Source organism: Massilia pseudoviolaceinigra (assembly GCF_030846505.1).
Taxonomy (GTDB): domain Bacteria; phylum Pseudomonadota; class Gammaproteobacteria; order Burkholderiales; family Burkholderiaceae_D; genus Telluria_A; species Telluria_A violaceinigra.
Genome location: NZ_JAVCWL010000030.1, coordinates 1 through 14,137 on the forward strand (window position 1 = coordinate 1; position 14,137 = coordinate 14,137).

Consider the following 14,137-nt stretch of genomic DNA (forward strand, 5'->3'; position numbering starts at 1 on the left):
GGTCGTGGAAGCGCTTGTCGTCGTAGGCAAGCAGCATGGAATGGTTGCTGTTGCGCGTGCGCACCAGCGGGTAGCTGACAAACACGCTGGCGATGCCGGCCCGGCCGTGGGCGTGCAATGGGGCAAATTCCTCGCTCAGTTTGTAGCGCAACATGCTGTACGCCGCACCCGCCCGTGCCTTGCCAAATTGCATCTGGTAAGCGACGCGCGCATAGTTCAAGCCCGCCCCGGATGTGAGCACGTACACGCCGAGCACGTCACCCATGCCCAGCAGCTCGTTGACGTTGAGATTGGCGCCAATCCGGTATTGGCCAGTGTAGCGGTTGCCCGCGTTGTCGGCATCGACGCTTCCGGACATCGACTTCCCGGGCGTGACATCGACGATCAGGTCGGACGTGCCGAGCGATGCGCCCGGCACCAGGGTCGATTTGATATTGACGCCGGGAATGTCCGAGAGCCGCAAAAGCCGGCTCTCGAGCGGCGCGCTGGTGACAACGTCGCCGCTATCGAGGCCCGCCAACTGGCTATGGACAAATTGATCCGACAGCCTGGAAGTGTTGCGCACCGCGATCTTGCCGTACTGGCCTTCCATGACCGTCATGGTCACGGCGCCGTCCTTGATGTCTTGCGCCGGCAAAAAGACCTGCGCCAGCAAATAGCCATCGCCGTGGTAGCGCGCACGGATTGCCGCCGCCATGCGCATCAGCTCGGACATGGTCAATTCGCTGTCCGGCTTGAAGCCTGTGAGGGCGAGCAGTTCCGCCTCCGGATAGGCGCGCGTGCCCGTCAGGCGCAGGCTGTCGACGACGATCTTCACCTGGTCCGCCGCGCTCGGCCCGGGCTTGGTGTCCGCGTCGATGCGTATCACCGGCTCGCTCTTGGGCACCGTCGGGGGGGCGGGAATTTGCTGCATCTGGCTGCCGGCGGTGGGCGCCTGCGCCGAAGCGACTGCCTGGACCAAGGCGGACAACGCAATGGGTAATATTTTGTTATATAACATGAAACTGCCCCTTTACATGCTAACCGGATGCCATCTTCTACATTGAAAATTTTACTCCAATGCAATATTTGATCCGTACGCAACCGTACGGACAGCACGGATATCGGCAATGTGTTGCTTTCGGGGGTAATCGACATGTTGCACAGTCGTCGCGACTTCCGTGCGATGGTCCGCGAGGTCTGTCGGGCTGGTATTCCCGTGCACTGACGCGTCCCACCTGGGCCTTCATTGGGAGGCGCAACGCAGCGCGCGCCGCACGTGCGGCCGGCCCGCTTTGCCCATCGAGTTGTATGATGTGTGGTTTTCGGGCTGCGGATCGCTGCCGGGCCCGGCGAACAAACTTTGATTATTTGAAAATGCCGCAATGACGGCAAGTGCGCGCCATGCTTCATCTCTCGATTCGACTTGTCTTCTACTTTGCGCTCGGCTGGCTGATCGCCATGCCATTGGGCGGCTTTTTCGGCGCGATGCTGCCGCTTGTATTGATTTTGTGGTGTGTGGGCGGGTGCATGCATTTTGCCGCCGATTTCATCAATATCGTGCCGGCGATCAGGCGCTCGGCGCGCCGCTCGGCCTGCGAAAAATGGAATGGCCGCTATTACGCGTACTACGGCGCTCAGATCCGCTTGTGCCTGGTGGACAACATGGTCTGGATCGTGGAAGAAGATGTGCGGGCGATCATGTCACCCGCCGTCAGCGAGCGGGAAAAACGCTTGTCCGGCGTCGATTACGCAGTCATTCCCGGCACCGTGCTGCATGGCTATAGTGAGCAGGGTTTGTTACGGCTGATTAAAGTCCGTCTGATGCGACGGGGTGGCGAAGCTGACATGAAGAAATTCATTGTCTGGCTTCAAAACGAAGCGCTACCGAATGTCAAACGCGTTCCGACTTCATCCGCGATATGAGTCAGCCGCTACCGGTCCATGCCGCGCCTTGGATCGATCGCCAGTGGGGACAGCAGGCCAGGCGGTGCCACGGCACCCGGACCATCTTCCCTTCCTGGCCGGACGAAAAGGCCGACGCTGCGAGGAGCAATTTGTCGGCCATCAAGCCACTCGAATGCCTGTCAAAAAATGTGCATGCCGGAGTTGACATGCCCGACGCCACCTACCAGTTCGATCGTACCGGTCCTTGGGTCTAACCGGCTTACGGCGATACACACGTTATTGATACTGTGGATGTAGCCAATCGCACCTGCAGGCATGTTACGGACCCGGGTCGATCGATGCAGGCCCGTCACGCCCTGCGCGGTGCGCCAGATGATGTCTTGATGCTCAGAAACAATCCCAGTAAGCGCATTAGGAAAGCTGACACGCGCGACCCGAACCCGGGAAGGTTGCCCTTGCGGTACTGGCTGGACAGCTGCCCCAGTCTGGTCACGGCGAATATTTAAACGTGGCATTCATTCTCCTGGTGTTGGAAAGTGGTGGGACAGCACTCATCGACTGCACCCGATGCAAACGGTGCTGCGAAAGTCGCCATCGTTTTCAACGAATTCCAGATCCGCTGGCCCACAATCATGAAGAATGATTTTCCAGTGTCGCCGCGCAGAAGTGTACTTCTGACAACCATTATAGATGTCTAGACGTTACATTGCAGCATTATTTACAATGTTTTCTTGTACGCTGCGATGATCTTTTCGTCCGCTGTCTTGAATCGCGCGACTGCATTGGAAACGGACTGCGAGGACAAGCCGCACCGCTCTGCGGCCGCCGTGGTTGTTGCTCCTTCGATCAGCACCAGGCGCGCTGCCGCACGGGCCGGATCGCGCGAGCCGAGCAGTTCGGCGACCACATCGAATTGGGCCGGCGTCATCGAAACACTCGCGCCGTCATGGCGCCCAGGCGCACCGGGTCGGCATCAATGAGCGACCTGGCGGCACCTACCGTTTTCATGGCCCACCGTACTTTGATGTGCTTCAGGTTGATGTGCTTGCGCGCCAGCCGTGCGGGGAACCTGCGGCTGACTTCCGCCGCTTTGAGCAAGTGTGTCAATGGGTGATCTTCGATAAAGGGTGCTTTTGCCATCCGTTGGGTGGACTTTTTGGTGTTATTCAGAACCAGCCGGCTCAAGAATATGCGCAAACAAGGCTGCAAGCAAGTACGCGTCCGAAGTTCGGGGAAAAGCCGGCAACGGCGTTAAAGCGGTGCTGCGCAAAAGCTGGACGGTTTGGCTGGGCGCCCGGCTAGGATTGCAGCGACAGCCGGTACACCGTCGTCTGACGGTACACCTGCCCCGGCCTGAGAATCACCGCCGACGCACACTGCCCGTTCAACTGATCCGGATACGCGTGCGCTTCCAGGCAAAACCCGTCGTGCCGCGCGTACGGCCGTTCCGCCCGGCCCTGCACGCCATCGAGCCAGTTGCCGCTGTAGAACTGCAATCCCGGCTCGGTGGTCGACACCTGCAGGCGCCGCCCCGATCCCGGGTCGACCACGCGCGCCACCTCGCGCAGCGGCCCGGCCCTGCCCATCGCATGCGGCTTGACGCAGTAACAGTGATCGAAGCCGCCCGCCAGGCGAATCTGCGCATCCGGCCAGCCGAGGCGCGGCCCGATCGCGGCCGGCTGACGGAAGTCGAACGGCGTGCCGCCCACCGCCGCCACCCCGACCGGAATGCCGCCCGGGTCGGTCTCGAGATAAAAATCGGCATCGATCTGCAGCATGTGGTCGCCCACGTCGGCGCTGCCGCCATTCAGGTTGAAATACGGATGCGCGGTCAGGTTGACCGGAGTCGGCGCGTCCGACACCGCCTCGAAGTCGATCGTCAGGCGGCCTTCGTCATCGAGACGGTAATGCACCTGCACGTCGAGCTTGCCGGGAAATCCGCCGTCTCCATCGGGCGAGCTAAGACGCAGCGACACGCCCGCGTTCGATGCGCTCAGCTTCCAGCGCGCCTTGTGAAAGCCATCGTCGCCGCCGTGCAGATGGTTGCCGCGGTCATTCACGGCCGCCTGCACCGGCGCGCCGTCGAGCATGAAGCGGCCCTGCGCGATGCGGTTGGCCCAGCGTCCGATCACGGCGCCGAAATAGGCGCTGTTATCGGCATAGCCATGCGCGTCGCGATAGCCGAGCAGCACGTCGGCCACCTTGCCGTACCGGTCCGGCGCCCACCACGACACCAGCGCCGCCCCGCGCTCGCTGATGGTCAGGCACATGTCGTTGGCGTTGCGCAGGGTGAACAGCTGGTCTGCGGCGCGCAGCGGGGGTGTGGCAAGGAATTGGTTGGTCGTCATTACGAATCTGCATGTTGAAATTGGGGGTCCGGTGCCGGCTCGGCCTGGCCTTGCAGGGCCTGGTCCTGGTAGGCGCGCGGGGTGCAGCCAAGCTCGCGCTTGAACACCGAGTGCATGTACTGGCTCGACGTGAAGCCGCAGCTGAGCGCCACATTGGCCAGGTTGCAGTCGCCGCGCCCGAGGATGGCAATCGCCGCGTCCAGGCGGAAGCGCAGGATTTCGTCATGCACGCTGCAGCCGAGCTCCTGGCGGAAATACGATTCCAGCGACGAGCGCGAAATGCCGACGTAATCGGCCACCTGCCCGGTCTTGATGCCCTGGCAGGCGTACTGGCGGATGAAGTGGCGCGCGCGCATCACGTGCGGATGCTTGGCCGGTTCGTGCTTGCTCGACGCCAGCACGTTGATGCCGGCCGGCGGCACCAGGATGCGCGTATCGGCCAGGCGCGCGCCGTGCAGCATCTGGTCGAGCAAATGGGCAGCGGCGCGGCCCATTTCCTGCGCGCCCTGGATCACGGAACTGAGCGGAATGCGGGTAAGCATGCGCGCCAGCGGGTCGTTGTCGATGCCGATCAGGGCCACCTGTTCCGGCACTTCGATGCCGGCGATCATGCAGGCCTGCATCAGCTGGCGCGCCCTGGCATCGGTCACGGCGATGATGCCGCACGGTTTGGGCAGGCTGTGCAGCCAGTTGATCTGCTGCTGCACCGCTTCGTCCCACGACGGCGCGCTGGTGCCCTGGCCGCGAAAGACTTCGGCTTCCATGCGGTCGCGCCGCATCAGGCTGCGGAACGCGTTTTCGCGTTCCTGGGCCCAGCGGTTTTCCTGCGCTTCGGGCAGGCTGAACAGGGCGAAGTGGCGCAGGCCGGCTTCGATCAGGTGTTCGTAAGCCAGTTTGATGAGCTTGAAATTGTCGGTGGCGACGTAGGGCACGCCGGCCGGGTAAGCGTTGACGTTTTCGTACGAGCCGCCCACGGCAACCACCGGAATGCGGCTGCGCGCGAGGGCGGCGGCGACCGCCGGGTCGTCGAAATCGGCGATCACGCCGTCGCCCTGCCAGTCTTCGATGCCGGGCAGGCGCAGGCGGAAGTCCTCTTCCAGGAACAGGTCCCACGAGCTGCGCGTGCTCGACAGATAAGCAGCGATTCCTTCAATAACTTCACGATCGAAAATCTTGTTTGCGTTAAACAGCAATGCGATTCGATGCGATTTTGGCATCAACATGGTCGATTGTCTCCTTAAGCCCCGCTGGCGCACCTCTTTATCGGGAGCGCTTCCTTTATTGATTGTATAGCCAAAACTAATTGCTTTAGTATCAATGAACTGGACGGTGTAGCGGGGCTGCGGCTCATTCTGCAAGCAACGGAACGGAGTTTCAATTATGAAAATCACCAAGCGGCGTAGCGATTCTCGGTGAAGGCAGCGTGTCGCATAGCGCGTCGCATAGCGCGCCGCATGGTTCGCGGGATGGGATGGGAAGCGCAAGCGCTTGCCGCTTGCGGGGCGGGGAACTGCGCACTTCGGGCACCCGCGCGCAGCCTCAGTCCCCATGCCGGCGCTTTGCCAGGACGCCTATGGCAGTTTGGCGCGCACGACACCCTTGTCCACGGTCACATACAAACGGCCATCCGCATCCATCGCCAGGCCCATCGGCGCTCCCAGCCCACCGGGCAACTCGCCGGTTTTGGTCTGCGCTTGCCCGGCCACGCCCAGGACCGTCGTAACCACGCCGGCGGGCGTGATCTTGCGAACCGTCGCATTGCCGCGGTCGAGCACGAACACATTGGCGACCTTGTCCACCACTAACTGGGTCGGCTGATTGAAGCGTGCAGCCGTACCGGTGCCGTCGGCGCTGCCCGCCTCCGTCACGGCGCCGGCAAAAATGCTGGCGCTTCCGGTCGGGGTGACCTTGATGATGGCATGGCGGGCCGTGTCGGCGATGTAGCCATTGCCCGCGCTGTCGACGGCCAGGCCGCCATCGTTACGGCCCAGCCGTCCCGCTGTCGCGCCAAGATCGGCGGGATACGTATACGTAAATGGGCCACGCGGGTCGTGCCTGCCGGGTGACGAGTGGCCCGATTCCTGCGAATACACAAGCCGCCCGCTGCCGTCGGGATTGACGGTCTGCCAGCCATTGAAGCTCACGCTGTACGAGCCAACAGTGGGGGTGCTGGACGGGGCATGGTAGCCGGCCCCGTAGGCATGAAGCGCACCGTCCGGGCCGATTGCCAGCGCGACCGGACGCTGCGCGATGGTGGTGGGCACCGGGCTGTAATTCGCATGGGTCGGCGTATCCGCCAGGCGGAGCGTGCCGACCACGCCAGCGGCGCTGATCGGACGGATGACGCCAAGAGAATAGGATGAGTCCATACCCATGTCGAGCGCATACAGGGTCTGGGTGGTGGAATTGAAGACCAGTTGAACGACCTGTCCCGGAGCCACCGCAGGGCCCGCGCCGGTATAGATGCTGGTTTGATTGATGAAGGGAGAAACCGTACCGGTTTGCGAAACCTTCACGACTTCAATGGTTGCCTCCGCGGGGCCCGAGGGCGGCAGTTGCGCCGGCAAACCGTTGCCGACGTAGATGGTGCCCGCTGCATCGACCGCGATACCGCCCGGCATGAACTGCTTTCCGACCATGCTTTCGCCCAGGAGCTTGACAGGTGGTTCAGGCGGCGGTGGCGTGACAGGCGCAGGTGTGCTGTCGGACGAACCGTGGCAGGCGCTGAGCAAGACGCCCGAAATAAGCAGGCACAAGGGATGGACTCGGAAGGAACGAAGGATCGGGATCATGGCCGCCATCTGAAAAGTATTGGGAAATCATTATTGCATGATGTATAACAATAAACCATATGCCTGGCCTGATCATCCTCCCATTCTTCATTCACCGCTGTCTGGCGGCTACCGCCAGATCCGGGTCGCTGTCGAACAGCGCCGTCAGCCACCCGGCAAACGCGGCCAGCTTTGGCGCCGCCATGCGCCCCTGCGGGTACAGCAGCGACACCGGCATGGGCGTGGGCGGCGTGTCCGCCAGCACCTGCACCAGCGAGCCGTCGGCCAGGTGCCTGCGTACCTGGTAGGTGGCGGCCTGCGTCAGCCCCAGCCCCTGCAAGGCGCAGATGAGGTTGGCGCCGGCATCGTTGACCGCAATCGGGCCGCTGATGGCGATTCTTGTCACCGTGTCGCCCACCACGAAATCCCAGTCGAAGGGCCGCCCCGTGCGCGCGGAAAAATGCACCACGCTGCGATGCGCATGCAGATCCGTAATGCTCTTTGGCACGCCATGGCGTGCCAGATAGGATGGCGCGGCGCAGGTGACAAAGCGCATCTCGCCAATCTGGCGCCCGATCATCGAGGAATCCTGCAACTGCCCCACCCGCACCGCGCAATCGATGCCATCGCGAATCATGTCGACCAGGCGGTCGGTGATACTGATGCCCAGTTCGACGTCGGGATACGCTTCATGAAAGGCGGCAATGTGCGGCAGGATCACGTGCCGCGCCACCGCCGACGGCAGGTCGATCCGCAGCTTGCCCTTGGGCCGGGTCGAACCGGCGCCGAAAAACGGTTGCTCGGAGGCGTCGATCGCGGCCAGGATCTCGATGCAGTGGGCGTAATATTGCGCGCCGTCGGGCGTCAGCGAGAGCTTGCGGGTGGTGCGCTGGAGTAGCTGGCGGCCGAGAAAGGATTCCAGGTTCTTCATCGTTGCCGTGAGCGAAGCGCGCGGCAGGCGCAGACTTTCGGCCGCACGCGAAAAGCTGTTCGCCTCCACGATCCGCACGAACGTGTGCATTGCTTTCACCTTGTCCAAGCGGCTTCTCCGATCGATTGTTCACATAATATGAAAAGTATAGGCGCATTATGAGCATATAATCACCTGAGCTGTTTTGTCTACAATGTCCTCAGTTCAACGCGAGTTGATTTTTGAGGATGCAATATGAAACCGAACACCGAACACGCAGGCGCCATGTCGTCCGGCATGGTGCTGCTGCTGGCGGTCGCCGCCGGCTTGATCGTGGCCAATCTGTACTACGCGCAAACGCTGGTGGGGCCGATCAGCCGCGCCACTGGCTTGTCCGCCGGGGCCGCCGGCCTGATCGTCACCCTCACCCAGATCGGCTACACCATCGGCCTGCTGTTCATCGTGCCGCTTGGCGATGTGCTGGAAAACCGTCGCCTGGTGATCGGCGCACTGCTGCTGACCGCCATTGCTCTGCTCACCGCGGCTTTCAGTACCGCCGGCTGGGTGTTCCTGGCGGCGGCGCTGGCCATCGGTTTGGGTTCGGTCGCCGCGCAAGTGCTGGTGCCGTTTGCCGCCCATCTGTCGCCGGAAGCGACGCGCGGCCAGGTGGTGGGCAAGGTCGTCAGCGGCCTGCTGCTGGGCATCATGCTGGCGCGTCCGGTGGCCAGCCTGGTGGCCGACGCCAGCAACTGGCACGTGGTGTTCGGCGGCGCCGCCGTGCTAATCCTGGTGCTGGCCGCCGTGCTGCGCGTCAAGCTGCCGCAGCGGGTGCCAGAGTCGACGCTGCCGTATGCGCGCCTGATCGGCTCGCTGTGGACCCTGTTCAAGACCACCCCGCTGCTGCGCCGCCGCGCCGCCTATCAGGCCGGCCTGTTCGGTGCATTCAGCCTGTTCTGGACAGTCACGCCGATGATGCTGTCCGGCCCGCAATTTCAACTGTCGCAGACGGGCATCGCGATTTTTGCGCTGGTGGGCATGGCCGGCGCCATCGCCTCGCCGATTGCCGGCCGCCTGGCCGACGCCGGGAAAACCCTGCCGGCGACCGGTGTCGCCCTGTCGCTTGGCGTGATTGCCTTTGCCCTGCCGTTGCTGATTCCCGGAGCGCGCGACGTGGCGCTGGCGGTGCTGGTGGTGGCATCCATCATTCTGGACATGGGCGTGGCGGCCAGCCTGGTGCTGGGCCAGCGCGCCATTTTCGGCATGGCGCCCGAGGTGCGCAGCCGCCTGAACGCGATTTACCTGGCGCTGTTCTTCGCCGGCGGTGCGCTCGGATCGGCACTCGGCGGATGGGTATTGGCGAGCTATGGCTGGCACGCCGTGTTGCTCGCCGGGATGGCATTTCCGGCGCTGGGACTGGGCCTGTGGCTGTCGGAATTGCGGCCCGCCCCGGCGATCCAAACGAGCAAATGAACGATGTCGCGCAGTCCGGCGCGATTTGTCTACCACAAGCTTCGCGCGCAGGCGAGCTAGCGCGATAGATGCAGATCGCGTCGCGCTGCCGTCAAGCGCATACGCTGCAAGTGTACGCCGCCTTTGGCATGCGGCGACAGGCTAGTCCGGTGGCCTCAACACCGGGCACCAGTTTCCCCTCCCCTGATTATTTGGCCGCTGGCGCAACGTGGTCGTTCATGTACGGCATCGGCACCCAGCGATAGCCGTCGCCATCGGCGCGCAGGCGGCCTACGCCCGGAAAGGCGATGTGGTCGCCCGCCACCCAGTATTTTTCCCTGGCCGCTTCGGCAAACGCGCGCTTGCGCTCGGCAGCCGCGGCTACCGGGTCGACATCGAACACGATGGTAACCGCCGGGTCCGGCATCTGCACTTCGGCCACGTGCAGCAAATCGCCCCAGAACACCAGTTTCTCGCCGCCGCTTTCAAGCACGTAAAAACTGTGCCCCGGCGTGTGGCCGTAGCTCGGCACCGAGCGCAGGCCGGGAACGAGTTGCGTGGCGCCGTGGAAGGGCTTGACCTGGCCGGCATCGACATACGGCCTTACCTTCATCAACGCCTCGTCGAAGTGCTGGCGTTTGTTGTCGGGCGCCCTGGCGCGGTTGGTGGCGCTCATCCAGTAGTCCAGCTCGCGCGCATCGACATGCAAGGTAGCGTTGGGAAACACCATGCGCTGGCCATTCATCAGCCCACCCGTGTGGTCGGTGTGGATATGCGTGATCAGGATGTCGGTGATCTGCCCGGGCTGGTAACCGACAGCCTGCAGGGACGCCACCAGTTTGTTGAGCGTCGGGCCGTACAGCTCGCCGCTGCCGGTATCGACCAGCACCAGCCGGCTGCCGCTCTCGATCAGGTAGGCGTTCACGGAAGCATGGACATGGGTGCCTTGGAACGTCGCCGCCAGGCGCGCGGCCACTTGCCCGGGCGCCACGTTGGTCAGCAGATCGCCCGGCGGAATCGCCAGGGTGCCATCGGACAAGGCCGTCACGTTCACATTGCCCACCTTGAAATGGTAATAGCCAGCCTGGGCCTTCGTCATGCTGCTCACCGGTGCGATCTGGGCCAGCGCGTGCGGCGCCAGCATGCCGAACGCGAGGAAAGCGGCGGCGAGACAGCCGGTCATGGCGGTGTTGTTCATGGTGCATCCTTGAAAGCGTTAAAGAAATCGATTATATTTATTTCACTTTCATTGATACATGAGCTAAAAATACAATGTCTATCTTCACAGCGTTGATAATCGGATGATCGACAACATACTCGATCTCAACATTTTCGCGCGGGTGGTGCATACCGGCAGCATGACCGATGCCGCGGGCGAACTCGACTTGTCGCTGGCCGTGGTCAGCAAGCGCATGGCGGCGCTGGAAGACCGGCTCGGTGTGCGCCTGCTCAACCGCACCACGCGCAAGCAGTCGCTCACGCAGGAAGGCGCACGCTTCCACCAGCGCTGCATCCGCATCCTGGCCGAGGTGCAGGATGCCGAGGCCGACATGACCGACAGCCGCACCAGCATCGCCGGCATGCTGCGGGTGGCGGCGCCGCGCGGCTTCGGGCGCCGTTACCTGAGCGGCATCGCGGCCGCCTTCCAGCGCCAGCATCCGGCCCTGTGCATCGAACTGAGTCTCGAGGACGCCTTCGTCGACCTGGTCGACTCGGCCATCGACGTGGCCCTGCGCTTCGGCAACCTGAACGATTCGAGCATGATCGCGCGGCCCGTCGCCACCGGTTACCGCATCATGTGCGCCTCGCCCGGCTACATCGAACGGCACGGCGAGCCGCTCACGCCCGAGGATCTGGTGCGGCACGCCTGCATCGTGTACCGGGCCGATTCGACCCGGCACTGGGTGTTCGAGCGCGACGGCAAACCGGTGACCGCCGCCATCACGCCCACCTTCTTCTGCAACGACGGCGACGCCGCCCAGGCCATCGCGCGCGAAGGCGGCGGCATCTTCTACAAAGCCTTGTGGGATGTGAGCGCGGATCTGGACGATGGCTCCCTGGTGCGCGTGCTCAAGCAGTACAGCGCGCCCAGCGAGCCGCTGCAGGTGGTGTATCCGCACGCGCTGCACCTGTCGCCGCGCGTGCGCCAGTTCGCCGACTTCGCCATCGAACGGCTGCGCGCGCAACTGCCCTGAGGCCATTTTGCGCCGGGGCGCGTTCTGCCGCGAAAAGAAGAAGGCGTTGGCGTTACCCTGTCGGTTATCTTGATGATTCATCACGCCGCGCGGGTAAAATGCATGAATGACAAGCGCGCCGGTGCGCGTTTGCACTCCTCATACACGACCCAGACACCATGCCGACGCAACCCATCCTGATCCGCAACCATCTGCGCGCAGCAGACGCGCCCTCCGAACTGCTGATGATCCATGAGGGACGGGTGATCACCCTGTCGCCCGCGCTGGTCAATGTGATCGGCGCCTTTTCCGACGACGGCCAGGGTGGCCTGATCGCCGCCGCCAGGGCCGCCAACGGCCGCTGCGGCTACATCAACGCGCGCGGCCACTGGCTGGTCGCGCCCGAACTGGACGACACCCGTGCCTTCGGCGACGGCACGCTGGCGCGCTATTGCGAGAACGGCCAGTGGGGTTACATGCACCTGAGCGGCAAGCCGGCAATCGCCCCGCGCTGGGCCAACGTGGCCCCCTTCCGCCACGGCCTGGCCGCGGTCCTGGTCGCGCAGGAGTCGTGGCGTTACATCGATGCCAGCGGGGAGTTCGCCTTCGATGGCGAATTCTTCGTTGCCAAGCCGTTCACCGCCAACGGCCTGGCGGCAGCGAGCACCGGACCGCGCGACAAGTTCGGCTACCTGGACCGCCAGGGCGCATGGGCCATTGCACCGCAATTCGAGCGCGCGCTTCAGTTTTCCGATGAGGGCGTGGCGCCTGCGTCGACGAAAAGCGATGCGCACGGCTTGATCGACGCCACGGGCAAGTGGGTGGTACGGCCGCGCTACTACTGGATGGAGGAATTCAATGCCGATGGCCTGGCGTTTTGCATTGAACGCGGCAAGGGCTGGTCGATGGACAACGGCTATCTGGATGCGAGCGGCACGAACGTTTTCAAGGACGCCCGGCATCTATCCGGGCACATGGTCGACGGCGTGGTGCGGCAGGACGAATGCATGTACATTTCGCGTGACGGCTACTTCCACGTTTCCAACAACATGGACTGGGGCACCGACTTCAACGCACACAGTTTTGCCATCGGACGCGCGTCGAACGCCTGGGAACGCGAACACGGCCAGCCCGACCTGCTGCCGGCGTGGGGCATCGTGCGCACCGATGGCCAGTTCACGCCGGCGCCGGCCAACGCCATCGAACCGATGACATCGAGCGACGGCATGTTCATGGAGACCGAATCGAACACGCCGCTGGCCGTCTTCATCGGCAACGACGACGACCTGCTGATGCTCGACCGCGATGCCAGCGTGGCGTACCGCCTGCGCCGCGAGCAAGGCGCGGATGGCCAGTTCGCGGCGCTGTACGACGACCAGGCGCGCCTGCTGTGGACCGGCGCCGTCGGCGAGGCGATTGCCGTACCGGCCCCCTTCTTCGCCGCTCCGGGCGCAACCCTGTTCGAGGAACTCAAGTCGGCCGACCACCTGATCGATTTCGCCAAAGCGATGCTGCTGGAGACCGAGCAAAAGCTGCAGCGGCTGGCGCGCGATCCCGAACTCGATATCGATACCGGAGAGGAAGACGATGACGATGACGATGACGACGATGACGATGACGATGACGATCTTGACGCCCAGATCGCGAATGATGTCTGCACCCGGCGCCGCATCGCCCGCTTCTACCTCGACGAAGGATTAAACGGCTACTACCCATTCCTCAACGAGATGCGCCGTGCCCTTCTCGACCGCATCCACGTGGACCTGGCGGCGCGGCTGACGGCGCAATTCGGCCCGAGCGACGACGATCCTGACTTCGCAGGCAGGCCGGCCGACGAATGGACGGACGCCTGGCCTTTCCGCCTGAACGAACCGCTGCCCGGCGGCGACGCCGACACGCTTGAAACGAACCGCCTGTGGCTCGGCCTGAGCTGGACCGGCGACACCGGCGACGGCGACGAATGGGGCAACCTGTGGCTCACGTGCGCACCAAGCGTCGCCACGCTGGAACTGGCGATCGACGCCTGCGCCAGCCTGGCCGCGCCAGACGAGGATGACGCTGCGGCGGAACCGGACGGCCTCGACCTGCTGGCCCTCGTCACCGACTCCGCCGAAGGCATCCTGGCGCTCGCGGAAGAACAGATCACCGCCGAACTGGCCGACGCCGCGACCAACGCCAATGCCGGCGCACTGGCATTCCTGCCCGCGCATTTCCAGACGCCCGCACGGCTCGACGCGCTGATCCGCAAGAACGTCCACTCCGCCCACGAAATCCCCAGCGTCTGCATGAGCGCGGACGGCCTGGCGCTGGCCCGCTCGCTGTACGGCGGCGACAAGCGCTGGAAAAAGCATGACGCCCACCGCTCCACGGCGCCCGAGCGCTGGGATGAGCACTGCGTGTCGGCGTACTGGGGCGCCCTGCTCGACGCCGGCACCAGCGAACGCGCCCTGCGCGCAGGCGCGCCATTGTCCGACATTCCGCTGTGGCTGCGCACGCCGGAACTTGAAGCGCTGGCACGCAGTCTGGCGCCCTCGACACCGTAAGACTTACCATAGCCTCGGCCAAGCGCTCGCCGGCGCGCCAGCACCGGCGCGTTCC

Annotated in this window: 13 protein-coding genes; 4 read left to right on the top strand and 9 right to left on the bottom strand. The window is 63.8% G+C overall.

Features of this window, described 5'->3' with window-relative positions; genetic code table 11:
- Positions 1–913 (bottom strand): ShlB/FhaC/HecB family hemolysin secretion/activation protein (locus RBA40_RS24905; RefSeq protein WP_306650830.1); only part of this gene is annotated, 913 nt, incomplete at its 3' end.
- Between the two features lie 470 nt (positions 914–1,383).
- Between RBA40_RS24905 and RBA40_RS24910 the strand changes: the two genes are divergently transcribed.
- Positions 1,384–1,905: a hypothetical protein gene (locus RBA40_RS24910; RefSeq protein WP_306650831.1), complete on the top strand. Its 522-nt coding sequence runs from the start codon at positions 1,384–1,386 to the stop codon at positions 1,903–1,905.
- Positions 1,906–2,066: 161 nt separating this feature from the next.
- On the opposite strand, the gene RBA40_RS24915 is transcribed toward RBA40_RS24910, so the two are convergent.
- From RBA40_RS24915 to RBA40_RS24945, 7 genes are all read right to left on the bottom strand, one after another.
- Positions 2,067–2,402, bottom strand: a complete 336-nt coding sequence (locus RBA40_RS24915; protein WP_306650833.1) for a hypothetical protein — start codon at positions 2,400–2,402, stop codon at positions 2,067–2,069.
- A 203-nt stretch (positions 2,403–2,605) separates the two neighbouring features.
- Positions 2,606–2,815, bottom strand: coding sequence for a TrfB-related DNA-binding protein (locus RBA40_RS24920; protein ID WP_306650834.1), 210 nt, complete (start codon positions 2,813–2,815; stop codon positions 2,606–2,608).
- Complete coding sequence (locus tag RBA40_RS24925; RefSeq protein ID WP_306650835.1) at positions 2,812–3,072, bottom strand: hypothetical protein; 261 nt, start codon at positions 3,070–3,072, stop codon at positions 2,812–2,814. The genes RBA40_RS24920 and RBA40_RS24925 overlap by 4 nt, the downstream gene beginning before the upstream one ends.
- A gap of 113 nt (positions 3,073–3,185) precedes the next feature.
- On the bottom strand, positions 3,186–4,235 hold the full coding sequence (locus RBA40_RS24930; protein WP_306650837.1) for an aldose epimerase family protein: 1,050 nt from the start codon (positions 4,233–4,235) through the stop codon (positions 3,186–3,188).
- Positions 4,235–5,458 (bottom strand): XylR family transcriptional regulator, encoded by a 1,224-nt coding sequence (locus RBA40_RS24935; RefSeq protein WP_306650838.1) that lies wholly within the window; start codon positions 5,456–5,458, stop codon positions 4,235–4,237. Before RBA40_RS24935 ends, RBA40_RS24930 begins: the two co-directional genes overlap by 1 nt.
- 348 nt (positions 5,459–5,806) lie before the next feature.
- On the bottom strand, positions 5,807–7,027 hold the full coding sequence (locus RBA40_RS24940) for a hypothetical protein (RefSeq protein ID WP_306650839.1): 1,221 nt from the start codon (positions 7,025–7,027) through the stop codon (positions 5,807–5,809).
- Between the two features lie 91 nt (positions 7,028–7,118).
- A complete protein-coding gene (locus tag RBA40_RS24945; protein WP_306650935.1) occupies positions 7,119–8,036 on the bottom strand; it encodes a LysR family transcriptional regulator in 918 nt (305 codons plus the stop codon).
- Positions 8,037–8,171: 135 nt separating this feature from the next.
- Between RBA40_RS24945 and RBA40_RS24950 the strand changes: the two genes are divergently transcribed.
- Entirely contained in the window at positions 8,172–9,386 is a 1,215-nt protein-coding gene (locus RBA40_RS24950) for an MFS transporter (RefSeq protein WP_306650840.1), read from the top strand.
- A 187-nt stretch (positions 9,387–9,573) separates the two neighbouring features.
- Here RBA40_RS24950 and RBA40_RS24955 read toward each other — a convergent pair whose 3' ends face one another.
- Positions 9,574–10,563 (bottom strand): MBL fold metallo-hydrolase, encoded by a 990-nt coding sequence (locus tag RBA40_RS24955; RefSeq protein WP_306650842.1) that lies wholly within the window; start codon positions 10,561–10,563, stop codon positions 9,574–9,576.
- Between the two features lie 103 nt (positions 10,564–10,666).
- On the opposite strand from RBA40_RS24955, the gene RBA40_RS24960 reads away from it, so the two are divergent.
- Positions 10,667–11,560 (top strand): LysR family transcriptional regulator, encoded by an 894-nt coding sequence (locus tag RBA40_RS24960; RefSeq protein ID WP_306650843.1) that lies wholly within the window; start codon positions 10,667–10,669, stop codon positions 11,558–11,560.
- Positions 11,561–11,718: 158 nt separating this feature from the next.
- Positions 11,719–14,082 (top strand): WG repeat-containing protein, encoded by a 2,364-nt coding sequence (locus RBA40_RS24965; RefSeq protein WP_306650844.1) that lies wholly within the window; start codon positions 11,719–11,721, stop codon positions 14,080–14,082.
- The last annotated feature ends 55 nt before the right edge of the window (positions 14,083–14,137 follow it).